The organism is Komarekiella delphini-convector SJRDD-AB1 (assembly GCF_014831675.1).
Taxonomy (GTDB): Bacteria; Cyanobacteriota; Cyanobacteriia; order Cyanobacteriales; family Nostocaceae; genus Komarekiella.
The window spans coordinates 75,024-101,246 of record NZ_VJXY01000023.1; the positions used below are offsets into that span (position 1 = coordinate 75,024).

18 protein-coding genes are annotated in these 26,223 nt (G+C 42.4%); 4 read left to right on the forward strand and 14 right to left on the reverse strand.

Going from position 1 to position 26,223, the window contains the following annotated elements; translation table 11 throughout:
- Positions 1-86: 86 nt before the first annotated feature.
- The 8 genes from FNW02_RS20540 to purE form a co-directional block, all read right to left on the reverse strand.
- On the reverse strand, positions 87-1,127 hold the full coding sequence (locus FNW02_RS20540; protein ID WP_191759359.1) for an ABC transporter ATP-binding protein: 1,041 nt from the start codon (positions 1,125-1,127) through the stop codon (positions 87-89).
- A gap of 21 nt (positions 1,128-1,148) precedes the next feature.
- Positions 1,149-2,765, reverse strand: coding sequence for an ABC transporter permease (locus FNW02_RS20545; protein WP_191759360.1), 1,617 nt, complete (start codon positions 2,763-2,765; stop codon positions 1,149-1,151).
- 50 nt (positions 2,766-2,815) lie between these two features.
- Complete coding sequence (locus tag FNW02_RS20550; protein WP_191759361.1) at positions 2,816-3,895, reverse strand: iron ABC transporter substrate-binding protein; 1,080 nt, start codon at positions 3,893-3,895, stop codon at positions 2,816-2,818.
- Positions 3,896-4,257: 362 nt separating this feature from the next.
- Positions 4,258-5,127 (reverse strand): nitrate ABC transporter ATP-binding protein, encoded by an 870-nt coding sequence (locus FNW02_RS20560; protein ID WP_191759363.1) that lies wholly within the window; start codon positions 5,125-5,127, stop codon positions 4,258-4,260.
- 512 nt (positions 5,128-5,639) lie between these two features.
- Positions 5,640-7,646 carry an ABC transporter ATP-binding/substrate-binding protein gene (locus FNW02_RS20565; RefSeq protein WP_191759364.1) on the reverse strand — a complete coding sequence of 669 codons (2,007 nt, stop codon included), beginning with the start codon at positions 7,644-7,646 and terminating at the stop codon, positions 5,640-5,642.
- Positions 7,647-7,782: 136 nt separating this feature from the next.
- Entirely contained in the window at positions 7,783-8,622 is an 840-nt protein-coding gene (gene ntrB, locus FNW02_RS20570) for a nitrate ABC transporter permease (protein ID WP_191759365.1), read from the reverse strand.
- 103 nt (positions 8,623-8,725) lie between these two features.
- Positions 8,726-10,105: a CmpA/NrtA family ABC transporter substrate-binding protein gene (locus FNW02_RS20575; RefSeq protein ID WP_191759366.1), complete on the reverse strand. Its 1,380-nt coding sequence runs from the start codon at positions 10,103-10,105 to the stop codon at positions 8,726-8,728.
- A gap of 806 nt (positions 10,106-10,911) precedes the next feature.
- Complete coding sequence (gene purE / locus FNW02_RS20580) at positions 10,912-11,430, reverse strand: 5-(carboxyamino)imidazole ribonucleotide mutase (RefSeq protein ID WP_191759367.1); 519 nt, start codon at positions 11,428-11,430, stop codon at positions 10,912-10,914.
- A gap of 78 nt (positions 11,431-11,508) precedes the next feature.
- Here purE and nagA point away from each other — a divergent pair, with 78 nt between their 5' ends.
- A complete protein-coding gene (gene nagA / locus FNW02_RS20585) occupies positions 11,509-12,726 on the forward strand; it encodes an N-acetylglucosamine-6-phosphate deacetylase (RefSeq protein ID WP_191759368.1) in 1,218 nt (405 codons plus the stop codon).
- Positions 12,727-12,774: 48 nt separating this feature from the next.
- On the opposite strand, the gene FNW02_RS20590 is transcribed toward nagA, so the two are convergent.
- The 5 genes from FNW02_RS20590 to topA all read right to left on the reverse strand — a co-directional run bounded on the left by FNW02_RS20590 (position 12,775) and on the right by topA (position 20,762).
- Positions 12,775-15,447, reverse strand: coding sequence for an HD family phosphohydrolase (locus FNW02_RS20590; protein WP_191759369.1), 2,673 nt, complete (start codon positions 15,445-15,447; stop codon positions 12,775-12,777).
- A gap of 257 nt (positions 15,448-15,704) precedes the next feature.
- Positions 15,705-16,658: an ADP-ribosylglycohydrolase family protein gene (locus FNW02_RS20595; RefSeq protein WP_191759370.1), complete on the reverse strand. Its 954-nt coding sequence runs from the start codon at positions 16,656-16,658 to the stop codon at positions 15,705-15,707.
- A 291-nt stretch (positions 16,659-16,949) separates the two neighbouring features.
- Positions 16,950-17,450: a type II 3-dehydroquinate dehydratase gene (gene aroQ, locus FNW02_RS20600; RefSeq protein ID WP_191759371.1), complete on the reverse strand. Its 501-nt coding sequence runs from the start codon at positions 17,448-17,450 to the stop codon at positions 16,950-16,952.
- Positions 17,428-17,565: a hypothetical protein gene (locus FNW02_RS20605; RefSeq protein WP_015140586.1), complete on the reverse strand. Its 138-nt coding sequence runs from the start codon at positions 17,563-17,565 to the stop codon at positions 17,428-17,430. Before FNW02_RS20605 ends, aroQ begins: the two co-directional genes overlap by 23 nt.
- Positions 17,566-18,098: 533 nt before the next feature.
- A complete protein-coding gene (topA, locus tag FNW02_RS20610) occupies positions 18,099-20,762 on the reverse strand; it encodes a type I DNA topoisomerase (protein WP_191759372.1) in 2,664 nt (887 codons plus the stop codon).
- 743 nt (positions 20,763-21,505) lie between these two features.
- On the opposite strand from topA, the gene FNW02_RS20615 reads away from it, so the two are divergent.
- The 3 genes from FNW02_RS20615 (at position 21,506) to FNW02_RS20625 (ending at position 24,682) form a co-directional block, all read left to right on the forward strand.
- On the forward strand, positions 21,506-21,730 hold the full coding sequence (locus tag FNW02_RS20615; RefSeq protein WP_191759373.1) for a hypothetical protein: 225 nt from the start codon (positions 21,506-21,508) through the stop codon (positions 21,728-21,730).
- Positions 21,731-22,414: 684 nt separating this feature from the next.
- Entirely contained in the window at positions 22,415-22,702 is a 288-nt protein-coding gene (locus FNW02_RS20620) for an RNA recognition motif domain-containing protein (protein WP_191759374.1), read from the forward strand.
- A 420-nt stretch (positions 22,703-23,122) separates the two neighbouring features.
- Positions 23,123-24,682, forward strand: a complete 1,560-nt coding sequence (locus FNW02_RS20625) for an NAD(P)H-quinone oxidoreductase subunit N (RefSeq protein ID WP_191759375.1) — start codon at positions 23,123-23,125, stop codon at positions 24,680-24,682.
- Between the two features lie 190 nt (positions 24,683-24,872).
- On the opposite strand, the gene FNW02_RS20630 is transcribed toward FNW02_RS20625, so the two are convergent.
- Complete coding sequence (locus FNW02_RS20630; protein WP_191759376.1) at positions 24,873-26,222, reverse strand: ATP-binding protein; 1,350 nt, start codon at positions 26,220-26,222, stop codon at positions 24,873-24,875.
- Position 26,223 lies beyond the last annotated feature (1 nt).

Consider the following 26,223-nt stretch of genomic DNA (forward strand, 5'->3'; position numbering starts at 1 on the left):
ATTCCTCAACCCAATCTACGCAGGGTTATGTTTTATCTCCCAACTGAACCGTATTGGAATCTAGGTCTAATAGTCTATGCCAAAAACTACTGCGGAAAAACCTGTATAGCATTAACTGTTACAGATATCTGCACTCGTGTACCTACAGGTAACGCCACATCAGTCATCGTCCGCGCATGGAGTTCTTTCCCAGAGGGAGTTTGTAAGCAATATTGGTACTCGCGTCCTAAAAAGCGGCGGGTGCGGATGACTATAGGCGCATTAGTGGCTGGTTTTAAAATAAAGTCTTCTTGGCGAATCATGATTTCGCCTGTATCGTGAGTATGATTAGCTGTTAGCTCAAAACTACCAACTTCTGTTTCCCATAAATTACCTTGACGGTGAGCGGGAATAAAATTAGCTTGAGTGACAAATTCAGCCACGAATTTTGATGCTGGATGAGTATAAATTTCTTCTGGTGTGCCTATTTGTTCTAAATGTCCTTGCCGCATTACACCCACCATATCCGAAATAGCTAGCGCTTCTTCTTGATCGTGGGTAACAAAAATTGCTGAAGTCCCAGCTGCTTTGAGAATGTCTCTGACTTCTTCGCGTAACTGCAACCTCACTTGGATATCAAGATTGCTTAAAGGTTCATCCAACAGCATGAGTTGAGGTTGGGGTGCTAAAGCACGGGCGAGAGCAACCCGCTGCTGCTGTCCACCAGAAAGTTCGTAGGGGTAACGTTTTTCTAAGCCTTCAAGTCTCACTAGAGCAATGGCTTCGGCTATACGTTTTTGTATTTGCTGTTTACTGAAATGTTTCAACCCAAAGGCAACATTTTCTGACACATTTAGATGGGGAAACAGTGCATAATCTTGAAAAACAATACCGATATCGCGTTGCTCTGTAGGGATGTAAGTAGAGTAATCGCAAACTATCTGTCCACCAATTTCAATTTCTCCTGATTGCAGACGCTCAAAACCAGCAATCAATCGCAACAGTGTAGTTTTACCGCAACCTGATGGGCCAAGCAATCCCAATACATCTCCTTGTTGCAACGTCAAAGATACGTTATCTACAGCGGGAGAGGCATTTTCTAAAAACCGCTTGGTGACATTCTGTAACTGTAGAATTGCTTGTTGCATAAGTAGATAAAAGGGGGCGGCTTAAAACTTTGTTTGTGCTTGTACTTTACTTATTACTTTCTCTTTTTTGACGTTTTCTTGGGATAGCACCAATAAAGTTGAACCCATAGAAACCAATAACATAGCTAGTGAAGCAGCCGCAGCATCAGCAAAATCAACATTTTCTGTGGCTTGCCAAATTTGCACTGCTAAGGTATCAAAGCCGATGGGTGCTAACAGCATTGTGGCAGGTAGTTCTTTAATGGCTGTTAAAAATACCAGCACTGCACCACTCAACACACCAGGTTGTACTAGAGGTAAAGTAATTTCTCTTAAAGTTTGCCAAGCAGTCCTACCTAAGCTGCGTGCTGATTCTTCTAGTTGGGGATTTACCTGTAAAAGGCAACTACGTACTGTTCCTACTGATTGCGGTAAAAATAAAACCAAATATGCAAACACCAGCATTGGTAGAGTTTGGTACAGTGCTGGCAGATAGTTTGCCCCAAAAAATACTAGGGATAAGGCAACAACAATTCCTGGTACACCAAAACCGATGTAAGAGCAGCGTTCAATAATAGCGGTGATTTGACTTGGAAAACGTACTGATAAAATTGCCACTGGCAAAGCAAAAATGGTGATAGCTAAAGCCGCTAGTCCAGCCGCTCCAACTGTGTTGAGAATAGTGGGTAGCAAGTTAGGAAAGTTATAGCCACTGTTGAGTCCGCGAATCAGCCAAAATAAGGTAATGCCTACTGGTAGCACTACACCCAAGCTAGTAATGCTTAGACAAAAGCCAAGAGCCGGCCATTTCCAAATTCCCAGCTTGACAATTTTTGGCGGACGCAGGGAAGCTGAACCACGACTATAATAAGCAGCACGCGATCGCATTCGATACTCTAGCCATAAAATTAGCAGCACCAGTGTCACCAACATTAAAGACAAAGCTGCGGCTGAGTTACGGTTAAAACTAGCTTTGTATTGCAAAAAAATTGCCCTTGTAAAAGCATCAAACCGCATCAGTGAGGGTGTACCAAAGTCGCGCAAAGCGTACAAAGCTACCAATAAGCCACCTGCAATCATCGATGGTTTCAACTGTGGCAAAACTACCCGAAAAAAGGTTTCTCTACTGCCATAACCCAAACTACGAGCAGCTTCTTCTAAGGATGGATCTATACCTTGTAAGCCAGAGCGTACACTCAGTAGCATATAAGGATAGGTAAACAAAGTAATTGCCAAAACTGCCCCAGGAAAACCATAAATTGAAGGTAGTTCTTCTACTCCCAAGGGTTGAAGCAACAACTGCAAAAAGCTACCCCGTGGCGCTAAAGTCGCAATTAGAGCAAAACTGCCTACATAGCTGGGAACTGCTAAGGGTAATGTTGTCGCCACTAACCAAAAGCGTCTTCCGGGTAAGTCTGTCCGCACGGTTAAAAATGCTAATGGTACGGCAATTAGTGCGGAAAATAACGTTACTGTTGCTGCCATTGCCGCACTGTTGAAAAAAATCATGATATTGCGGGGACGAGAAATCAATTCCCAAAACTCTTCCCCACCAATACCCATTGTGCGGATGACTAAGTATAGTAATGGCAGAGCAATGGCAACTGCCACTACTGCTGCTGATAAGGTGAGAAATAATGGAGGGCGAACCGATTTCAACTGCTTTCTCAAAAAATTTATTTTTTCCCTGCCTTAGTAGATAACTCTTATCAAATAATTTGTGACTGCTGCAAAAGTTTGAGTGTTGCGTCTAAATCGCTAAGGTTACTCAAGTCAATTTTTTGACCTTGTTTTTGAATTTGTTGGAGAGATTTTAATTGACCTTGAGGGGCAACTTTTGAAGTTAGAGGATATTCATAAGTTTTACTAGCAAAGTAGGTTTGGGCATTTTCATTTAGCATGAATTCCACAAATTTTTGAGCAATATTAGGATGTTTAGCACTGGTTAAAATTGCTACGCCTGCTACATTGACCAGCGAACCAAGATCATCTGTAAAATGATGTGCCACTGGAACTTGCGGATTTTTTTGTTTGAATTGTTCTAGATAGTAGTGATTAACAAATCCTACAGCAATTTCACCACGGGAGAGAGCTTCTACTATTGATGTGTTATTAGAATAAACCTTGGCGTTGTTAGCTTTAATACCTTCTAACCACTGTTTAGCTTTGTCTTCTCCTTCTGCAACTCGTAAGGCTGTGACAAAGGATTGAAACGAACCGTTTGTAGGGGCCCAGCCAATTCTACCTTTCCATTTTGGATCAGTGAAGCCAAAGATAGATGATGGCAATTCCTCTGGCTTTACTAATTTAGTGTTGTAATCTACTGTACGCACTCTGCCAGTAATACCTACCCAGTTTCCATTTGGTGAACGGTAAGTAGTATCTACCTGATTGAGAAGAGATGTTGGTAACTGTACTGCTTTACCTGCTTTTTGAATAGCTCCGAGTGCGCCTGCGTCTTGGGCAAAGAAGACATCTGCGGGACTGTTTGCTCCCTCTTCCAAAATTGCTGATGCTAACTCAGCGGTATCGCCATAGCGGACTTGTATCTTAGCGCCAGTTTGTTGCTCGAACTGCTTGATTAGCTCCCCGACAAGTTTTTCGTTGCGTCCTGAGTAAACTACTAGCTCTTTTTCTATTTCACTACTAGCAGTCGTACCAGCGGGTGTAATCTGTGATGATGGCGATTCGGCAGTATTTGTAGGAGTTTGATTAGCATTACAAGCGATCGCTAATCCACCACTAACAGTTGCTAGTCCCACTAAATAGACAAACTTGCGACGCTTCATAACCTTCCTCCCCCAGAACCAACATTATTGCAGCTAATTATTATTAATGCATAGAACTTGCATCCAAAGATACCCAACTTCTTTGAGAATACAGCTGGCGAATAAAGAGTAAGACCAAAATGGCCCCAAGTAAAGTTCTAAGCTATGCAGGATAATGGTTACAGCTTTTAATATCCTTGAGCAGTAACGGGATGAGTCAGGCGATCGCGCTTCCATATCAGACACAGCAAAATCGATGGAAGATAGTGCAAAGGTTTTCCAAAAACTTTTTGTAAGTAAAAAAAGCTTACTCGTTCATGAAATACTTTCTTTGATCCGAGCAAGCCAATACCATTAACAAGTTGAGAATTTTACAAAAGTAGCTACCCAACATCATCATGGGCAAAGCGGTTAAAGAGGAAATCTAAGGCATAGTTACGCAGTTGATAATATTGTGGATCTTCCATAATGCGAGCGCGATCGCGTGGACGCGAAAAAGGAATTTCCATAACTTCACCAATCTTGGCGTGGGGGCCATTGGTCATCATCACCAATTTGTCTGCTAAAAATAGCGCTTCATCGATGTCGTGGGTAATCATCAACACTGTACAGCGATTATCGCCCCAAATTTTCAGCAACTCTTCCTGTAACTCTTCTTTGGTAATCGCATCCAGCGCCCCAAAAGGTTCGTCTAAAATTAAGACTTTGGGACGAATCGCCAAAGCACGCGCGATAGAAACCCGTTGTCTCATCCCACCAGACATTTGCATTGGTTTCTTTTCCATAGCGTCACCTAGTCCCACCATTGCCAAATGATCCCGGACGATCGCCCTTTTCTCAGCTTCCGGCTTTTTGGGATAAACGGCATTGACGGCGAGATAAATATTTTCAAAAGCAGTCCGCCAAGGTAGCAGAGCGTAGTTTTGGAAAACTACCATCCTGTCTGGCCCTGGTTTAGTAATGGGTTCTCCTTCTAGTAATACTTGTCCAGATGTGGGAAAGTTAAAGCCAGATACCATATTTAGCAGCGTCGATTTGCCACAACCAGAGTGACCGATGACACAGATAAACTCGCCCTTTTCTACATTGAGATTAACACCGTCAAGTACGGTGAAAGGGCCTTTCTTTGTCGGATAGACTTTGGTAACGTCCTTAATCTCTAGGAAAGGTTGGCGGCTGCTGGTTGCAGTGGCAAATCGTCTTCCCATTTCTTCTGTAGCGATGTTGCTTGTTCTCAAATTATTGTTCTGCATGGCGTTTTGGAAATTAAAAAGCTTAATGTTAAAGTTCAAAGACTCATAAATAGGAGTCAGAAGACAGAATTCAGGAGCCAGAATAATCTCATGTCTAAAGCCAGGATAGAACTCAATACGGTTCGGTTAACGTTTTAATATTTTGAAGATCCCCCTAACCCCCCTTAAAAAGGGGGGCTTATAATCCTCTTTTACCCCCTTAAAAAGGGTGTCGCCGCAGGCGGGGGGATCTTAACCGAACTGTATTGGGATAGGACTTAGGCAGAAGAAATCCCCCAACTCCCTTAAAAAGGAAGCTTTAAGTTTCCCTTTTCTAAAGCAACGGAGTTCAAAGGTTCATTAATCGAGTTCAGAGGTTCATTAATCGAGTTCAGAGGTTCATTAATCGAGTTCAGAGGTTCATTAATCGAGTTCAGAGGTTCATTAATCGAGTTCAGAGGTTCATTAATCGAGTTCAGAGGCTCGCGCGTGATATTTTGCTTCTCTAACTTCTTCTCTCTTTCCGCATTCTTTTATGACGCGACTTTTTTTCTTGGTGCATCAAGAATAACTTCTGCTATTGAAAAATCACGTTTAATCTGCAAACTGTTGAGATAGGAAATTGGGTCATCGGCGTTAAAGGGAGTACCATCAAACAGCTTGATGGGTTGGCGAATGTAGCTAATATCTAAACCTAATTCCCGTGCAGCAGTGCTGAAGACACGCACTCGACACACTCGTTCGACGATTTCTACCCAATTTCTGGGGAAAGGTGTGTCACCCCAACGGGCTAACTGACTCATGATCCAAATTTGTTCGGTGCGGCTGGGACGGTTAATGGCGGACTCAGAATAAAACTGGTGGTGGGCATAGTCACGCAACGGATGGTCTAAGCTACAGCTGGCATTATTGGGATCTTCGAGTTGGATATACTCTAAATCAGTGCTGACATACTCTCGACTTGCTAAGATTTGCCGAATCTCTTGAGCATTCTCGGAATTTGCACAATACTGGCAAGCTTCAAGCAATGCTTTGGTTAAGGCAATGTGGGTATTTGGATAAGCTTCTGCCCAATCTTCTCGCACACCGAGAACTTTACCGGGGTGTCCCAGCCAGACTTCTAAGTCGGTAGCAATGGTAAAGCCAACGCCTTCGACGGCGGCGCGGTAGTTCCAAGGTTCGCCAACGCAGTAACCATCAATGCTGCCGGCTTGCAAGTCGGCTACCATCTGGGCTGGGGGAATGGTCTTCATGTCAACGTCGCTATCGGGGTCAATCCCACCAGCTGCAAGCCAGTAACGCAGCAGCAAATTGTGCATGGATGCGGGATGCACTACTCCCATTGTGTGCCGTTGTTCGCGGGTGTGAAGTAGGTATCTTTTGAAGTCTGATAAGCTATGTACACCTTGATCGTAAAAGCGTTTTGCCAAGGTGATGGCGTTACCGTTGCGGGTCATGGTAAGGGCGGTGACAACGGGTAGAGGTTGGTTGTTATATCCTCCCAAACTTAACCACATCGGCATCCCCGAAGGCATTTGAGCAGCATCCAAATATCCGCCAGTCATGCCATCAACGATACCGCGCCAGCTACTTTCCCGCACAAGGTTAACTTCATCTAAACCATGCTTGGTGAAGAAACCTTTTTCTTTGGCAACTGCTAAGGGGGCGCAGGCGGTAAGGGGTAAAAAACCAATTTCCAAGTTAACTTTTTCTAAACCATGACGAGTGATGTCTGCGGTTTTTCTCGCCCGAATTTTCTTGATACGTTTCTGTTGATTGAGGAAGTAAATCATCTCACTCCGCAAGCTGTAGTAGCTGGGATGTTCTACTACTTCCATCCGCTTGCGGGGTCTGGGAATATCTACTTCGAGAATGTCGCCAATTTTAGATTCGGGGCCATTGGTCAGCATGACAATTCTGTCAGATAATAGCACCGCTTCATCGACATCATGAGTCACCATCACAGCGGTGACTTGATTTTCTTCGCAGATTTGCATGAGTTGTTCTTGCAAATTACCGCGTGTGAGTGCATCTAAAGCACCAAAGGGTTCATCTAGCAATAGTAATTTGGGGCGAATTGCTAGGGCGCGGGCGATCGCAACTCGCTGTTTTTGTCCCCCAGACAACATTCCCGGCTGTTTGTCAGCATGGGGCTGCAACCCTACCATATTTATATGTTTTTCAACAATGGCTTTGCGATCGCCTGCGGGTAAACCTTTCATTACTGAGTCCACAGCCAGAGCAATATTTTCTCTCACTGTCCGCCAAGGTAATAGCGAATAATTTTGGAAGACCACCATTCTATCTGGCCCTGGTTTGGTAATTTTTTGTCCTTCCAATGTGACAAGACCTTCACTTGGCAAATCCAAACCCGCAATCATATTTAATAGAGTGGATTTGCCACAACCAGAGTGACCAATTAGAGAAACGAATTCTCCTTTTTTGATTTGGAGGTCAATTCCTTTGAGGGCGATATATTTACCACCACCGGTTAATTCAAAAACTTTTTCAATCTGGTCAACAGCAACAAATATAGACATGGCAGCTTAGGGGATTGGGGATTAAGGATTAGGGATTAGAGATTAAGGATTAGGGATTAGGAATTGGGAACTAGGAATTGGAGATTGGGTGTAGAGTAATAGTTTTTCCCATTACCCAATACCCAGTACCCAGTCCCTACTTTTGTTCTGCTGGCAAAATCTTGTTTTGCAGCCAACCCATGAGTTTATCTAGCACTAGACCAACAACGCCGATGTAAATTAGAGCCAAAATCACTTCACTAACGTTGTTGTTTTGATAGGCATCCCAGATAAAAAAGCCAATTCCGACAATACCGGACATGACGATTTCTGCGGCGATAATTGCCAACCAAGCTAAACCGATCGCAATTCTCAATCCGGTAAAAATGTAGGGTAAAGCTGCTGGAATCAGAATATTCGTGAAGTATTCTTTGCGGCTAAGTTGCAGAACTTTAGCAACGTTGTTGTAATCTTGGGGGATTTGGGTAACGCCGACAGCAGTGTTAATTAAGATGGGCCAAATTGCTGTAATGAAAATCACGAACAAAGCAGCTGGTTCATTTTGTCGTAAAGCGGCTAAAGAAATCGGTACCCAAGCTAGAGGTGGTACAGTCCGTAGTAACTGAAAAATTGGGTCTAAAGCCTTGGACATTGTTTTATTGACACCGATTAAAATGCCCAAGCCAATACCAACGATCGCAGCTAGGGTATAACTGATCGCAACCCGTTTTAAACTAGCGAGAATCTGCCAAAATAGACCCTTATCTATGCCACCTCTGTCATAAAACGGCCAGAAAATGAGTACCCAAGTATCTTGAACAACCTGTATTGGGCCAGGCAATGTTGCTCCAGGAGTTAAAGCGAATAGCTGCCAGATAATTAGAAATATGATGATCGCGATCGCTGGCGGTATCAGGTCAGGAAATTGCTTTTGTAGACGGGATGTAAAGCCGTTATTAAACTTAGGGCTTGCAGGGCGTTTTTGGGCGAGTGTCATATTCTTGCGTTCTCCTCAAATTTTATTGTTATTAGTCATTTGTTTTTCCCACTGACCGCTAACTCTTGACTCTTGTACAGACGCGATTGATCGCGTCTATTGACTAAACACTGACTTTCTTGATTTTCAGACTCTTCAAATATTCTTCTGGCTTTTCTGGGTCAAACTTCGTGCCATCAAAAAACTCTTCTATACCACGGGATGTATTTGTAGGAATATCAGCAGCGGCAAATCCTGCTTCTTTGGCAGCTTCTTTCCAAATATCTTCGCGGTTGACTTTATTGATCAGTTCTTTAGCCTTAGTTGCATTATTGGCAAGATAATCTTTCGGTAAAAATCCCCAACGAACGTTTTCAACTATGAACCATAAATCATGGCTCTTGTAGGGATAAGAAACATTACCTTTTTCATCTTTCCAGTAAAAAGCTGCCATTGATTTATCATCAATTTTGCGACCATCACCCATGTCATATTTGCCTTGAAATGGATCTGCCAAAATTTCAGGTGAAGAAAGATTAAAATAATTTCGTCCAGCTAGAATTTGAGCTGCTTCTTTGCGGTTGTCAAAGTTATCTAACCACTGCTGCGCCTCCATAATGCCTTTGAGTAGCGCTTTCGTCGCTTTGGGATTTTTGTCAACCCAATCGGCTTTCATCGCAAAGTATTCTTCGGGGTGATTCTTCCAAATCTCTGCGGTTAATGCTGCGACGTAACCAATTTTTTCTTGAACCAGCCGATAAGGCCAGGGGTCGCCAGTGCTGAAAGCATCCATTGTTCCGGTTTTCATGTTGGCAACAGTTTGAGCCGCCGGTACTGTGAGCAGTTTGACATCTGCATCTGGATCTATGCCACCAGCAGCTAACCAGTAGCGAATCCAAAGATCCTGGTTGACTTGGGGGAAGGTGAAGGCGGCGGTAAAGGGTGTTGATGATTTGAGTTGTGTGAATAAGGACTTAGCACTAGCAAGTTGTAAACTAATACCCTTACCTTGGTGCTTGCTGGCGATCGCAATTCCATTTCCATGTGTAATTAATTGACATAAAACATACATGGGAATTTTTTGATTGCCTTTGGTAATTAAACCTTCTGTAATTAAATGTGGCATCGGCATCTGCCATTGACCGCCATCAATACCACCACCAGCAGAACCAATTTCTACATTGTCTCGTGCTGAACCCCAAGAAGCCTGTTTAGAAAGGTCAACTTTGGTCATGCCATACTTAGCAAAAAAGCCTTTTTCTTTGGCAATAATTAGAGGAGCCGCTTCCACAATGGGAATATATCCCAACTTGACTGTAGTAGTTTCTGGCGTTTGTTCAGGGCTAAGTTGAGCAACAGGCACAACTGCTGACTGTGCTTGTGTGCTACCACCAGTCAAGTTTTCAGGGGGATTTCCTAAACAACCTTTAAGAAATACAGCACCCATAGATGCTCCGGCTGTGAAGATAAATTTACGGCGAGATTGATTAAAAAATTCTGTCATAACGTCTCCTTAAAGGTGAAGTTTATTTTTTAAACATGAGAATTTAGACAAAAGAAAACTAATGTCTGCTGCATTATTAATGAGGATTTAAAGCTCTAGCTATTTCGCCGATTTCAGCTTTTTGTAATAGAAAAGCTGAGTATGACTAATCTGGTCAATTCTTGGATGAATTGATCTACTTAGTTTGGGTATGAGTTTAAGTTGTTGCTAAGCTTGTTTAAATTAGTGTACAGGCTTTTAAGATAAAATAGTCCACTCGAAAACCTTAATTGTTAAATAAATATTAGATGGCAGGTATAAGTAAAAGTTTATCTATTTCCATGAGTAGTTAGAAAAATATTAATGAATAGTAAAAAATCTATAGACATCATAGCTTTTTACTTATATTGATTCCTGGCTTTTCAATTTAAATCAAATGAATATTGGTATTTAATGTGTAGACTCAAAATAAATATTGAATAGTAAGTATGAGTACAAGGTTCTTTATTGAAACAAATATTTAAAATCCTCTTAATAAGCACAAACTCTATAAACAACATAGCTTTTTATCTATGCTTTCAAAAGGACTGAAATTTTAATTACTCCTTGTTATTACTCAATACGCTTGGATTAAAGATAATTGTTGGGTTTCGTTTGTTATTACCCAAGTCTTTTCAATCTTTCGCTTGGTTTGGTACTTATCTAATTAGACGTATTAAAAAGACTTTTGAGAGTGACTACACAAAATAGTCCCTCTGCGGTGGGCGAGAGGGAAATACTTTAACTTTAGTTCAACGTAGAGAGAGGTTTATCGAACTTACGTTTACTTATAGCATCTGTTGTAAATATTGCTCGTAGCCCAGTTGTTCTAGTTTTGTTTGCTTTGCAATTACTGATTCAGACAGGGCTTGGCGATACTGTTGCACTCTTTCTAGTAATTCTGGCTGCTGGGTAGCAAGAATTTGTACAGCTAAAAGACCAGCATTTTTGGCACTACCTATTGCCACTGTTGCCACTGGGATACCCGCAGGCATTTGTACAATTGAGTACAAAGAATCAACACCTTGCAGGTGACGGGTGGATATGGGAACACCAATTACAGGAAGTGGGGTTAAAGATGCTACCATTCCGGGGAGATGAGCAGCGCCACCCGCGCCAGCGATAATCACTTTAATACCGCGTTTGTGGGCTTGTTGGGCATATTGCACCATGCGTTCTGGGGTACGATGAGCAGAAACGATCGCTACTTCGTTCTGAATACCAAACTCTTCACAGATGGCGATCGCATCTTTCATAGTGGGCAAATCGGAATCGCTGCCCATGATAATACCGATAAGAGGAGTCATAGAATTTTAGATTTTGGATTAATCGCCGATTATTGCATCTAAAATCGGGTCAGATTTACTTATTCTCTAGCTAATGTGATGACCACAACACAAAATCTCGGCGTGACAAACATAGACATTATTAATGCTAGAGTACCTGGTTACAAAGATTTGCAGATGCTCTTAATTGGTCAAGAAGGCATAATTGAGCAAATTTTGCCAATGGGTACAGTTTTCAAACGTGTTCCAGCAAACGCTTTGCAAGTGGTGGACGTTGCTGGTGATTGGATTTCTTTAGGTGGCGTCGATTTACAGATTAATGGCGCACTAGGATTGGCATTTCCCGATTTGCATCCAGAAAATGCTTATATGCTCCAGAAAATTTCTCAATTTTTGTGGAATGTTGGGTTAGATGGATTTTTACCAACGTTAGTGACAACTTCGGTAGAAAATATTCAGCGATCGCTTGCTGTAATTGCTGATATTCTCCCCAATCAACAAGCAGGTGCAAAGATTTTGGGAGTACATCTAGAAGGCCCATTTTTGAATTTTCAAAAGCGCGGCGCACACCCAGCAGAATACCTGTTACCCCTAACAATTGATCAAGTCAAGCGGGTTTTAGGCGATTATGCTCATGTTGTAAAAGTTATCACCCTAGCGCCAGAGTTAGATCCAACTGATGAAGTCATTCCATATTTGCGTTCTTTAGGAATCACCGTTAGTTTAGGACATTCTCAGGCAACAGCCGCCGAAGCGCAACGTGCATTTGAACTAGGTGCGACGATGGTAACTCACGCTTTCAACGCTATGCCATCATTACATCACCGTGAACCAGGATTATTAGGGGCAGCAATTATCCATCCCAATGTGATGTGTGGTTTTATTGCTGATGGTGAGCACGTTTCACCGACAATGCTGCAAATTCTACTTCGTGCTAGCTATTCTCATTTTTCTCAGGGGCTTTTTCTTGTCAGTGATGCCCTTGCACCTCTGGGATTACCTGATGGGGTGTATCCTTGGGACAGTCGGCAAATTGAAGTAAAAAATGGTACGGCACGATTGCCAGATGGTACTTTATCGGGGACTACTTTACCTTTATTAATGGGAGTGCAGAATTTGGTGAAGTGGGGGATTTGTGATCTAGAAAATGCGTACGCCTTTGGCGTCGGCGAAGCCATCGCACTAGCTACCGATGCACCGAGAAAAGCGATCGCCATCGCTTTACCAGGAATTACCGCAAATCAACCCGCCAATTTATTGCGCTGGCATTGGGATGAAGCGACAAAAGAACTAACTTGGCAGCGATTATCTGGCTAGATTGCACTTAAGTTATTAGGATACTTGCAACTAGGGGTTTATGATTAATTACGAATTCCGCGCAGTATTACTAGCCTGTAACTTGGGATAAGCAATACGTTTATGATGGAATTGCTGCCAAACTTCCACGAAGATTTGGGCGATTTGTGACATTTCTTTACGTGTTATCCCAGAATCTACCATTTGATCATCTTGCCATCTGGCACGCAGGATATTGTTAAGCATTGTTAAGGCTTGTTCTGGCGAGGCGTCCTTGAGCGATCGCAGCGCCGCTTCACAAGAATCTGCTAACATCACAATTCCTGTTTCCCGTGACTGGGGAATTGGGCCATCGTAGCGAAAATCGGCTTCGTCTACTGTTAGGCTGGGGTCTTCCTGCGCCATTTGCTGGGCTTGATGATAGAAATAAGCAATCAGCATCGTTCCTTGATGCTCTGGTATAAAAGCTTGAATTGCTGTGGGTAAAAGGTGTTTACGCGCCATTACTAACCCTTCACTGACGTGCTTTTTAATAATTTCTGCACTTTTCCAAGGGTCATTAATCTCTGTATCGTGTTTATTTGGCCCCCCCATTTGATTTTCAATAAAAGCAAGAGGGTCGTGCATTTTGCCGATATCATGATATAATGTCCCAGCTCTTACCAGTTCGACATTGCATCCGAGTTTTTTAGCAGCGGCTTCGGCTAAGGTAGAGACAAACAGGGTATGCTGAAAAGTCCCAGGAGTTTCAGTAGCAAGTCGTTTTAGCAAGGGGCGGTTGGGGTTTGCCAGTTCTGCTAAACGGATGGGAGTGACTAAATCAAAAAGTTTTTCTAGATAAGGACTCAAGCCCAAAGCTACAACACTCCAAGCTAAGCCAGATAAAGCAAATAACGCGGCTTCTCGAAGTACAATATACCATGTAGAGCCAAATGCTTGACCGATTAAAAGCTTAATAATTAGGTAAATGCCACCTTGAGTTAAAGCAATCGCAATACCCAATAAAGCCAGTTCTTCACGCGATCGCAGTCGTTGCGCCAAGGAACTCCCCAATATTCCACCCGCAGCACCAGCTAACAGCGAAATCTTGCTGATATCTAAACTAATTCCTAGTAATAGTAACAGCAGTCCTACAACTGTCACCCCTAAAGTGGGGCCGTAGAAGCTACCTAACAATAAACCAATGGCGCTCCAAGAGGTGTATAGTATACCCATCGTTACTAGTCCTGGCGTACTCAGGGTAAGCAGCAATACCAACAGGCGATCGCGTTGTCGCAATTGGTTCTTAATATGGCGTTCTACACAGACGAAAATGCCAACTGCAACCGCAACAACACCTCCTAACTTCGTCAACTCCGGCCAGTTAACTTCTCGACGAATCAGGCGATAATGCTCCAGCACCTCAAAGTCCCACGGATTAATCTGCTCTCCCTTGCTGACAATTACCTCACCATACTGCACCTCCACCATCACAGGTGTTACCCCATCAACTGCCTTTTGAGCCTGTTGTCTGGTTTGTTGTTCATCGTTCTTTAGATTCGGCTGGAGTACGGCCAACAACAGTCTGCTTGCTAGGGATTCAGCCTCTTTCGGTACAAACGCCTGCACTTGCAGGTTTACTGCATCTTGTAAAATATTTTTTGGCAGTCCTGATGGAATGCCCTGAGTGAGAATCCGCTCGGCACTCTGATGGATTCCTGTTTGTGTTTTTAGCCACTCTTCATCTGACAAGTCTAAAAGAACAGTTTCCTCGTATACTGCTTGTGGGTTAAGTGTCTCCAACTGTAAAAGTTTAGCAGTGGCTTGGGTATATGTTTGACGTGCTTGGGATATGTGGGCAATCAGTGAAGACAAGTTTTTTTCAGAAGTTGTGACGCGATAAGCTGCTAGTTCGGCTACTGCTTGAGTAAAGTTGATGTTTTTAGAAAAATCAATGGGTTTTGCATCCTCTGGAGGCAATCCTGTGGGTGCGTTCCACCAAGCACCAGTTTGCTTAGCAGCAGAAGTTTTACCAGGTAGAGAGGTTTGTTGTCCTGCGGCTTTCTTTTGATTGTTTTTAGTATTTTCTAAAGCTACTTGCAGTGCTTGCCATTCTGGTTCAGGACAAGAGCGCAGGTAACGCTGGATAGAGATAGGCAAAACTGAAGTGTCAAAAAAAGGAAATGAGCCAGCAAGAGCACGAATTTCGTCACCATTATCCAAAAGTTGTTGTAGATATTGGTCGATTTGTTCATTCATTCGCACATCGACCATTAACACTGAAATGGAACTTCTACTGACGGCTTTGCGCTGAGCTTCTGTTTTTTTCTTATCTTCGATACTGGCTGTGTAGGGTGCTCTAATCGTCTGTGGTGCAGGAGTTCCTACTTTGAGTTGGGGCTGGTTGTAGAATTTATGCCCAATTATGCCTGTTAAAGTTATTATTGCGATCGCCAAAATCACAGAGGAACGCTGTTTATGCACCCAACTTAAAAAGATTGTATGAGTGCCTCTGTTAGTTTTGACCGATGCCATTGACCTTAAAGCTATTCCTCGTTTTCGGTGTCCGCCTTTGTCATTGGTTTTTGAGAAATATAGGCGTACATTCCTGAAGATCGTCTTGTGAAGTTCCTCTTTATCGCTTTGGCTGCCAGAACTTGTGTTTTTTCCAAACAACTTTACCTTGCGACGTAGTGCTTTGTATTGTCGTCGCCAGTAAATTAATTTCTGGGTCAAGAACTGCAAAAATTGCTGCGTTTTCATTACTTCTACCTGCAGTTGCTGACTTTGATAGCTCAAAATAAGACAATCCGAAGAAAAGTCCAATCTGCGGCTTCCGCTATCGCAACTTCGGTGGTAGGAGCTGGTTGAAGCCGATTTGCCACAATAGCTACCTGCACACTAAGGTTGAGGGTTTGCTAAGTAATTGTGGTATATAAAACTACCAAAATCTCTAATTACTGATTTCATTGGTGGTGTTTAGCATTTCACAACCGCACTGTTGTTTAGTGACAGTAGCATTAACGCGATCGGATAACGCGAGGAGCTGCGTAGACGGACGGAGTAACTTCCAAAAATGTGGCACATCCGTCCTCTTTTAACTCGCTGGGATTTAAAGTGAAATTATACATTCCTGACCACACAGCCAAAAGCGCATCAGCTAATTCTAGCATTTGAGAAAAGTTGGTCAGTCCCCATGCTGTGAAATTTGTTTGTGAGAGCAAGACTCGCCAATTTACAGGAATACCTGCTGTACTGTTATATGCTCCAGATAAAGCTCCAGTAATTGCACCTGTGGCCTGTAGTTTTAGACGTGTAGTATCTTGCATCTTGGAATCGCTATTGTGGGTAGCTCGCAAAACTGTAAGGCGAAAGTCTTCCAATGTACTAAGAAAGCAGTAAAATGCCATAGCAATCGTGTTACTCAGCTTTTCTTCCCTACTCAACTCGGCTTGTGCTCTTTCTAATCCAGCTTTTTGCTCTAACAAAGTATGAACTTTTAATAATTGTTGTGGTACTGATGTCGGCGTTTCTCCAAGAAAAGAAATTGTTTGTGGAATAAGAGTTTGTGGGTCAAGTTTTTCATTCAGGGATTGAGCGATCGCATATCCTACTGCTAATGTTCCATCTCGGAGCACTGGGTCATCCTTCCAGATTTGTAGCACACGCAGCAAATTTTGTCGTAGTTTAATTTTATTGTCGTGAAAAAAAAGTGCCACTGGTAGTGTGGCAAGAATTACTTTTATTGAGAGGATATCACTTGTGTCTAAATCAGGAGATTCTATTTGTTGACGCGCTATCCAGTCATTTACATCTAATCTGCCGAGCGTTATTAAACTTTCAGTACCCACAACTGCTATTTTGCCGAAATGCAAGCAACTTTCAGACTTTGTTTCACGATTAGAGACTAAGCTTTCCCCCAGGAATGCTCCCAATAAAGTGCCTCTAAATCGACTCATAACAGAGTAGCGCATAAAATTCCTGAAGGATGGCAGGTTAAAACGTTTAATACTTTATCCTACCCTACCCTCACTTCGTGTAATTTGCTCTGGGGCTACGTCCCACTGCCCTCTAAGTATATCTATGTCGTTGGCGTTGACGCAGCCTCTAGTAGATAAGCCTCTGGTAGAGAACAGAAGGCTTTACATAATTCATAATTGCGATATCGCAAGCGTTTGATTAATCGTGAACAGGTGATTTATTTCCGCCACACTACACTAAAGACTTAATCCCCAGGAAACCTCTAATCTTCAATAATGCCTTCTTTACACCTTATCCTTTCTTAAAATATGCACTAAAGCTTGTAAGCCTAACAAATAACTTTGAACGCCAAAACCACTTATTTGCCCAATGGCTACTGGAGCAATATACGAATGATGGCGAAATTCTTCTCGGCGGTAAATGTTACTTAGATGTATTTCTACTGTGGGCAAGTTAACAGCTGCGATCGCATCCCGCAAAGCTACACTTGTATGGGTGTAGGCTCCTGCATTAATTAAAATTCCCTGATATTGTCCTAATGCTTCATGAATAGTATCTACTAAAACCCCTTCATGATTTGATTGCACTGAAAAAACTTTCACCTGTGACTTAATTGCTTCTTCTTCTAACAGGCGATTAATTTCAGACAGAGTCAAAGAGCCATAAATACCTGGTTCTCTTTGTCCTAACAAATTCAGGTTTGGCCCATGCAGTACTAAAATACTTAAGGGTTGCAATGTCGAATTTAGCACGCTTATGCTCTTATCGACGGCGCGATCGCTCATTTACAGGAATCGGAATCAGTTCCGGTTCCGGCTCAGCCTCCGGCCCTAGTAAGGCCTCAATTAGCTTGCGTGCTAATTCCTTAAGCTTTTCCAGTACCTTTTCTATATAATCCATTGAACTGATCGCTCCTGAGATACTACCTCAATTTTTGATTAACAGGTACGCAGCAACTAGCATGTTTTCGCACCTCTGGCTTCCAATCGGGCTGACACACTCTCCCGCGTTTGGGACATTAGCCACTTCTAAAATTTGGTGTTGTCTTCTACCTTAATTCTTAGAGTATCACATTAGCAAGCTGCCGGACTACACCTACCAAGGACAGGTATTTTGAATTCGTAATAAATCGTCATAAGTCACTAGTCAATGGTAAAAAAACTTGCCTACCATAAATTTCTGTTTTCTAACTCTCGACTGGTGAATGCTTGTTGCTTTATTTGGGTAGCCAGTCGTAAGTGTTAGGGCTACTGACGCTCCTGCGTCGCTACCGCGGTCTTCTCTACGAGACGCTCCTTCGTGTTGGGAGAAGACCCTTCAGGCGACGTTCTTTCCTTACTATCGTTACTATACTATCGCCAGTTTCCTTGGTTGGCAGACCCTTTTACAGAACTGGACTCACCGCACTGGTTCCTCCTGACTCCTGACTTTAATTAACCTTCTGCATCATTTTTTTTCGCAACAGTTTTTTTCGCAGTGGTTGATGTCTTAGTAGTTGATTTAGATCGAGAACTTGTTGATTTACTCGTTTTACGAGTTGATTTTGCTGTTGATGCTTTATCTGCCAGCAATTTTAGCGCCTCAGACAGTAATATACCTTCCACTGATTGACCTTCTGGAATACTCACATTGGTTTTGCCATGCTTAATGTAAGGGCCGTAGGGGCCATCGTAGATATTGACTGGTTCGCCATCTTCTGGGTGTGTACCCAATTCACGTAACGCTGCCTTAGACTTGCTGTTGGTGGAGTTGCGTCCTTTTTTCGGTTCGGACAATAATTCTAATGCACGTTCTAGAGAAATTGTCAATACATTGTCAGCAGCTTTGAGGGAGCGGTAATCTTTTCCCTCCTTACCTTCATCATGAACGACATAAGGCCCAAAACGTCCCAAACTTGCTTGTATCTTGCCGCCAGTAGCAGGATGAACCCCCAATGTTCGCGGTAGTGCTAAAAGACCAACAGCCATGTCCAGAGTCACAGTTTCCGGGGTGACACCTTTGGGTAGGGAAGCTTGTTTAGGTTTGGGATTTTCATCAGACTTGTCACCTAACTGGACGTAAGGGCCGTAAGCACCAATTTTCACATAAATTGGTTCGCCGGTTTCTGGATGGCGACCGAGTTGGTCAGGCCCGGTAGTTTTTTGCCGCAGCAGTACTTCTACCTGTTTAGGATCGAGATCAGCTGGTGTTAAATCTTTGGGAATGGAGGCGGTGATCACAGTGTCACCATTGCCAACTTCGATGTACGGCCCATATTTACCAATGCGGACTTTGGCATCTAAATTTTCTAGTTCTACAGTCCTAGCTTTAGTGGCATCAATCTGGTTTTCCTGTTCTCTAACCAGGGTTTCCAAACCTTTGTCTCCTAGATAGAATTCCCGCAAGTAAGGTAGCCAAGCAACTTCACCTTCAGCAATATCGTCCAAGGTTTGCTCCATCTTAGAGGTAAAGCTGGGATCGACGATATCCGGGAAATGTTTTTCTAGCAAGTCGGTGACAGCAAAGGCAGTAAAGGTGGGAATAAGCGCGTTACTCACCAGTTGCGTATAACCCTTGTCGATGATAGTGCCAATGATACTGGCATACGTACTGGGACGACCGATGCCTTCGCTTTCTAAGGTTTTCACCAAGGTAGCTTCAGTGTACCTAGCTGGCGGTTGAGTTTCGTGCCCAACTGCTTCTAATTCTGTACAATTTGGATGATCTCCTACCTTGAGTTTAGGTAAGATAATCTCTTGGTCTTCCAATGCTGCTTCGGGATCGTCTGAACCTTCGACGTAGGCGCGTAAGTATCCTGGAAAGTCGATGCGCTTGCCAGAAGAACGGAATCCGGCATCTTCAACTTGCAACTGCACAGAAATTTGAGTTTGGCGAGAATCAGCCATTTGGCAAGCGACAGTACGCTTCCAAATCAAATCGTAGACAGCGAGTTCCCGACCGCCCAAACCAGTTTCTTGGGGGGTACGGAAGGTACTACCTGCTGGACGAATTGCTTCGTGTGCTTCTTGTGCGCCTTTAGATTTCGTGGTGTATTGCCGAGGTTGGGGACTGAGATACTGTTGTCCGTAAAGCTTTTCTACACAGCTACGAGCAGCAGTGATCGCCTGATCGGACAAATGCACTGAATCTGTCCGCATGTAGGTAATGTACCCTTGCTCGTACAAGTTCTGAGCAATCCGCATCGTGTCCCGTGCTGATAAACGCAGTTTCCGGTTAGATTCTTGTTGCAGTGTCGAGGTAGTAAACGGTGGTGCGGGTTTTCGCGTTACTGGGCGTTCTTCAATGTCAGTAACGCTCCAGGTTTTCCCAGTCAGACGTTCCTTAAGGGCTACTGCTTGGTCTTCGTTGAGCAATATAACATTGCGACCTGCGGTAATTTGTCCAGTCGCAGCATCGAAATCACTGCCATTAGCTATTTTGGTTCCTCCCAGTGTGATCAACTGAGAGCTAAAAGGAGCTTTTTCTTGCACCAAACTAGCTTTTAAATCCCAGTATGTACCCTCATGGAAAGCACGGCGTTGGCGTTCTTTGATGACTAAAAGTCTTACAGCTACGGATTGAACTCGCCCAGCAGATAACCCCCAGGCAATTTTTTTCCATAACAGAGGAGACAAAGTATAACCCACAAGCCGATCTAAAATCCGCCGTGTTTCTTGGGCACGAACCAACTGTTCATCGACATTACGACAGTTTTTCAGAGCTTTTTTGATAGCATCTTGAGTAATTTCGTGAAATACCATCCGCTTTGTTGGAACTTTCGGCTTAAGCAATTGGTATAAATGCCAACTAATGCTTTCACCTTCCCGGTCTTCGTCTGTTGCCAGGATTAGTTCATCTACATCTTTGAGGGCTTCTTTGAGCTGGGTGACAACTTTCTTTTTGTCTTTCGGGACAACATATACCGGTTCAAAGTCGGCGTCCACATTCACCCCTAGCTGTGCCCATGTTTCCCCTTTGACGTTAGCGGGAATTTCACTAGCCGATTGGGGTAGGTCACGCACATGACCCATAGACGCTTCCACCCGATAGTCTTTTGGCAGGTAGTTGCGAATGGTACGAGCTTTGGTTGGAGATTCGACGATGACGAGAGTTGACATGGAAATTTCAAAAAAAAGAATAGCTGCTAAGCTAAACAGTCAAATTGAGGTAATTTCGGCGAATTGTCAAGATAAAACGTCACGCTTAGGGCTGTGATTTAATACTCACACAAACTGCCTGTCAGAGTAAAAATTCCCTAAACTTCGGGCGTAGTCCTTCCCAGAGGATAGGGTAGGGTAACGTTGAGTGTGATCCAGCTACTTCAATCTTTAACTTATCTAGCGCAGAATTGGCGACTACAGTTTTCAAAATACCCCTGAAGTGTAATACGAGAATACCCTTTTGTGACTGAAGGGAGGGGGTAAGAGGAGGAGGAGATGAGGAGATGGGGGACAAGAGAAGTTGTCCACTTACCTCCCCTGCTCCTCTATTCCCCACTTTTACAGATGTTGCGACAAAATTAAACTAAACTTGAGGGCAAAAGCGAAGTAGGGTTTGTACTCATCTCAGGGAAACAAAACTATGCAAGCGATTTGTCAAGGTAATGTCATCTTACTGCCTGTGCAGCAAGTGTAAAAACAAAAGATACCTCACTTAATTTTGATACAAGGGTTAGTTATGAAGTATAAGCATTGTATTACTTAAGTAAAGACATAATTATATGACAAAGATAGCACAAACTCTTTACGTGTGTTTTCAGAAGCGGCATTGCTTTCTCATCAGGAGCATAACGCTATTTTTACTCCCCAAAGTCATTGGATGAAGAAAAATCAGCAAAAATATCAGCTTGAAGGTTGGCGGTATGTCGCTAATTGACAAGCTAATGCTTGAGCAAGAGGCTCTAATTCCAGTTTATCGGCACAAGTGGCGTAATATTGCACTTTCTACTGAGCGTATTGATCAAGAAAAGGCGGCGAAAGCGGTAAAAGTTGCCTATGGTATATTTGACTTTGAAGAGTCTAAGATTATTTTTTGTGATAGTCCATACGCTGCTTTCAATAAAATATTTTTGGATAAAATTGACTAATCAAGACACAAATTTGAATTGTCAATTTTTGGTAGATTAAATAAATTATTTATAAGCAAAATAACAAAGTAACAGCCATTATTTCAGCCTCTCCCAGAACTGATAGGAAAGAAAATATACTTTCATAACAATTAATATAATCACCAATGTTTTAGGTAATACGCAGACACTATAAATATACGATTATCTTTATTTTGAACTGGATAGTAACTGTTGAGATGACGGACATAGTCTATTCTATAGACATCTGTATGCGATCGCCCGCTTCACCTTCGATTCGACATTCAAAATTGTCCCCATGCAGAAGGCAAACCCGCAATCCAAGACGTATCCCAGTACAGTGTTTATTCATATTTTGCGTGTTACCTCTAATACTAAGTCAGCACATGAGGCGATTCTCAGGGTAAATTGGAGAATAGATCCAGAGGGCTTTGCTGTACAAACCTGATTTTTGAATTGAACAACAAGCTAAAAAAAATAGATAGTCAATATAGTCAATATAGATAAAACTGATGCATTCTACCATACCTCAGAACAAATGGACGGATTTGGACTTGGCCAGATATAAAGTTATGGTAGGATAATTTTGGAGAAGTTAACGGCGATACGGATCTTGTTTTTAGTAATAATTACAAGCGGCTCTCCGGATAAACATCTCTGCATCAATGGATTCTGGAGAGTTTCATGTCTATTTACGTAGGGAACCTATCCTACACCGTCACGCAAGACGACCTCACTAAGGTATTTTCTGATTACGGTACTGTAAAGCGAGTTCAATTACCCACTGATCGGGAAACTGGTCGCGCACGGGGCTTTGGTTTCGTAGAAATGGAATCAGCAGCCGCAGAAGATGCTGCCATTGAGGCTTTGGACGGCGCCGAATGGATGGGGCGTGTGATGAAAGTCAATAAAGCTAGACCACGGGAGGAGAAAGGTACTCGCTCTAGTGGTGGATACTCGCGACGCTATTAAGTCTTGAGGTCATTCAGCAAGGTAAATGCACAAGCTGCGTTTGCCTAGTGCAAAATCTTAAAGTCCGCAGTTTAATAGATAATTAATCTGTATGGTTTGTATATGAGCAGTTCAGCTATTTGCTGAACTGCTTATTTGTGTGAAAATTAATGTTTGATAAAGAATTTGATTAACTAAAGGAAGCTGTTATTTACTTTAAATATAAATTGTCAATTTCAACTTCAACATAATTTAATCTGATAGTGAAGATAGTAGAGATAATATCAAGGTCTGATCAGATGTTCCACCATGCCATCAGCTACTTTTAGCTGAGCACACCTCTACACACAAATAGAAAAGTAAATGTAACTTTGGTCAAGAACAATAGATAGAATAAACAAAGTTAGCCTTAATGTCTAATCGCCAAAACCTATATATCTCATGGATTTTGCTAATCTTGCATCCCAGTTAAATGCTGGAACGATTTTGCCAGAGGGGATTGTAATTATCACCCTCTTGGGGGTTTTGATTGTTGATTTGATTTTGGGGCGTACATCCTCACGCTGGATTGGATATCTAGCGATCGCAGGTTTACTTACTTCGATTGTCGCCCTGTATTTTCAATGGGATGCTGCCAATCCCATCTCTTTTAGCGGTGGCTTTAATGGTGACGACCTCAGTATTGTCTTTCGCGGTGTCATTGCTTTGTCTGCCGCTGTGACTATATTGATGTCAATTCGCTACGTAGAGCAAAGTGGCACCGCTTTAGCAGAATTCATTGCTATTTTGCTGAGTGCTACCCTAGGAGGCATGTTTCTATCCGGGGCTAGTGAGTTAGTAATGATTTTCATCTCTCTAGAAACCCTAAGTATCTCCTCTTACTTACTGACAGGTTATACCAAGCGTGACCCCCGCTCCAATGAAGCGGCGCTGAAATACTTGTTAATTGGAGCTTCTAGTACAGCAGTATTTTTGTACGGCGTATCACTGTTGTACGGGCTATCAGGTGGAGAAACTGAACTGGGTGCGATCGCTAACGGCATAGCCACAGCTAACCTTGGTCAATCTCTAGGTTTAGTTATTGCTCTTGTTTTTGTAATTGCAGGTATTGGCTTCAAAATCTCGGCTGCACCTTTCCATCAGTGGACACCAGACGTTTACGAAGGCGCTCCCACCCCGGTGATTGCCTTTTTATCTGTTGGCTCCAAAGCAGCTGGGTTTGCGTTAGCCATCCGCTTGCTAACAACAGCCTTCCCCCTTGTTGCAGACGAGTGGAGGTTTGTCTTCACTGCTCTGGCTGTTCTTAGTATGATTTTGGGTAACGTAGTCGCCCTAGCTCAAACCAGCATGAAACGGATGCTAGCTTATTCATCCATTGCCCAAGCTGGGTTTGTGATGATCGGCTTGATTGCTGGCACACAGGCAGGGTATGCCAGTATGATATTTTACCTACTGGTTTACCTGTTTATGAACTTGTGCGGCTTTACCTGCATAATCTTATTCTCCCTACGAACAGGAACCGACCAGATTGCTGAATACTCAGGTCTGTATCAAAAAGATCCACTCCTAACATTGGCATTGAGTATCTCCCTGCTTTCCTTGGGCGGTATTCCACCACTAGCTGGGTTTTTCGGTAAGATTTACTTGTTCTGGGCTGGTTGGCAAGCAGGTCTGTACGGGTTAGTTTTACTAGGCTTGGTTACTAGTGTTGTCTCCATCTACTACTACATTCGCGTAGTGAAAATGATGGTAGTCAAAGAACCACAAGAAATGTCCGACGTAGTGAAGAATTATCCAGAAGTGCGTTGGAATTTGCCTGGGTTAAGACCTTTACAGGTCGGGTTAGTGGTAACGTTAATTGCTACTTCCATAGCAGGGATTTTGTCAAATCCGCTGTTTACATTGGCTAACAACTCCATTTCCCATACCCCAATCTTACAAACATCAATTGTTGATAGAACTCAGGTAAGTACAATTCCTATTAAGCAACCAGAATTGTAGATTGTACTTTTGTTGATGGCTAATAGTTAATGATTAACTATTAGCCATCTTTAACATTTAATAAAATAATAAATATATATACTCTTCAATAATCGACTTCTAACTCTATCTGGAAAAATTTTAACTGGAAATAGGTTAGTATTTAGTAATAGTTTTAGTATTTTAAAGTATTAGTTCATTTTGAGTAAACTTATCTAACAGGAATCTTAATTACAAATTCTGTACCTTTTCCAGGAGTAGAGAAGTAGCTAAGTTCTCCACAATGTTTTTCAACTATAATCTGATAGCTAACAGATAATCCTAGACCAGTACCTTTACCTACAGGTTTAGTAGTGAAAAAAGGGTCAAATAATTTTGATTTTATTTCTTCATTTATTCCCACTCCATTATCAGCAATAGTAATAGCTACCCATTTCTCATCAATTATCTTAGTGTGAATTTGAATCTGAGGATTATATATTGTTGATTTATGCTTACTGATTATTATTGCTGATTCCTCAAGTGCATCGATCGCATTGGCAATAATATTCATGAATACCTGATTGAGTTGACAAGGATAGCAAGTTATATTAGGTAGTTGACCGTATTTTTTGATAATTGTAATTGGAGACTTATGTATAGCTTGTAAGCGGTTCTCCAGAATCATTAAAGTACTGTCAATTCCTTCGTGGACATTGACCGACTTAAGTGCTGCTTCATCAAGTCTAGAGAAGTTTCGCAGCGATTTCACAACTTTCTGAATACGCTCTGTTCCTACTCGCATCGACTGGAAGAGTTTAATTATATCTTTGATTATAAAATCCAAATCTATTAGTTCTATTTGCTCTTGTATTTCTATAGGACTATTTGGATATATCTGTTGATACATCTGTAGCAAATTCATTAAATCTTCAGTGTATTTTTGTGCATGGTGAAGATTAGCATAAATAAAGTTTACGGGGTTATTAATTTCATGGGCAACACCAGCAACCATTTGACCCAAACCAGACATTTTCTCGGCTTGAATTAGTTGAGATTGGGTAAGTTGTAGTTCATTTAGTGTTTCTTGTAAAGCGTTTGTTCGCTTATCAACACGAATTTCTAAGTCTTGATTCGCTTTCCAGAGTGCTTCCTCTGCCTGTTTACGTTTCTGGACTTCTTTTGCTAGTTCGTCTATTTTTTTGTTAAGTAGAACAAAATTATTGTTGGCTATAACTCTATTTTCTAAGCGTAGGAGAATTATAGCTGAAGACTCAGTAGACCAGGGTTGAATAACCGCTCCTTGACTACGACATACTAATGTTTGTCCATCATTCTTACATAAAGTCAAGCAGCCCAAAACCATTGCTCTACTAGTTGAACAAGCTTGCAAGTACTTTAAAATCTCGTCAGAAGACTCATTTACTAGCTCAACAAGCATTCTGTCCCGTAATTCCTGACGGCGTAATCCCAACATATCTGCTACTGGTTGATTGGTAGCCAGCAGATGACCCTCACTGCTCACCAGGAGTAGAGGTTCTGGTAAAACTCTGGCAAGTTCAAGAAATTGTTCGGGAGTCATG

Bases quoted from the DNA above. Each gene is read 5' to 3' on its own strand.
- FNW02_RS20595 (WP_191759370.1), bottom strand. From the start codon at position 16,658: ATGCGCTACTCTGTTATGAGTCGATTTAGAGGCACTTTATTGGGAGCA.
- purE (WP_191759367.1), bottom strand. From the start codon at position 11,430: ATGACTCCTCTTATCGGTATTATCATGGGCAGCGATTCCGATTTGCCC.
- ntrB (WP_191759365.1), bottom strand. From the start codon at position 8,622: ATGACACTCGCCCAAAAACGCCCTGCAAGCCCTAAGTTTAATAACGGC.
- nagA (WP_191759368.1), top strand. From the start codon at position 11,509: ATGACCACAACACAAAATCTCGGCGTGACAAACATAGACATTATTAAT.
- FNW02_RS20630 (WP_191759376.1), bottom strand. From the start codon at position 26,222: ATGACTCCCGAACAATTTCTTGAACTTGCCAGAGTTTTACCAGAACCT.
- FNW02_RS20560 (WP_191759363.1), bottom strand. From the start codon at position 5,127: ATGCAGAACAATAATTTGAGAACAAGCAACATCGCTACAGAAGAAATG.
- FNW02_RS20550 (WP_191759361.1), bottom strand. From the start codon at position 3,895: ATGAAGCGTCGCAAGTTTGTCTATTTAGTGGGACTAGCAACTGTTAGT.
- FNW02_RS20605 (WP_015140586.1), bottom strand. From the start codon at position 17,565: ATGGATTATATAGAAAAGGTACTGGAAAAGCTTAAGGAATTAGCACGC.
- FNW02_RS20590 (WP_191759369.1), bottom strand. From the start codon at position 15,447: ATGAAAACGCAGCAATTTTTGCAGTTCTTGACCCAGAAATTAATTTAC.
- FNW02_RS20575 (WP_191759366.1), bottom strand. From the start codon at position 10,105: ATGACAGAATTTTTTAATCAATCTCGCCGTAAATTTATCTTCACAGCC.
- FNW02_RS20540 (WP_191759359.1), bottom strand. From the start codon at position 1,127: ATGCAACAAGCAATTCTACAGTTACAGAATGTCACCAAGCGGTTTTTA.
- FNW02_RS20565 (WP_191759364.1), bottom strand. From the start codon at position 7,646: ATGTCTATATTTGTTGCTGTTGACCAGATTGAAAAAGTTTTTGAATTA.
- FNW02_RS20615 (WP_191759373.1), top strand. From the start codon at position 21,506: ATGTCGCTAATTGACAAGCTAATGCTTGAGCAAGAGGCTCTAATTCCA.
- FNW02_RS20620 (WP_191759374.1), top strand. From the start codon at position 22,415: ATGTCTATTTACGTAGGGAACCTATCCTACACCGTCACGCAAGACGAC.
- topA (WP_191759372.1), bottom strand. From the start codon at position 20,762: ATGTCAACTCTCGTCATCGTCGAATCTCCAACCAAAGCTCGTACCATT.
- aroQ (WP_191759371.1), bottom strand. From the start codon at position 17,450: ATGAGCGATCGCGCCGTCGATAAGAGCATAAGCGTGCTAAATTCGACA.
- FNW02_RS20625 (WP_191759375.1), top strand. From the start codon at position 23,123: ATGGATTTTGCTAATCTTGCATCCCAGTTAAATGCTGGAACGATTTTG.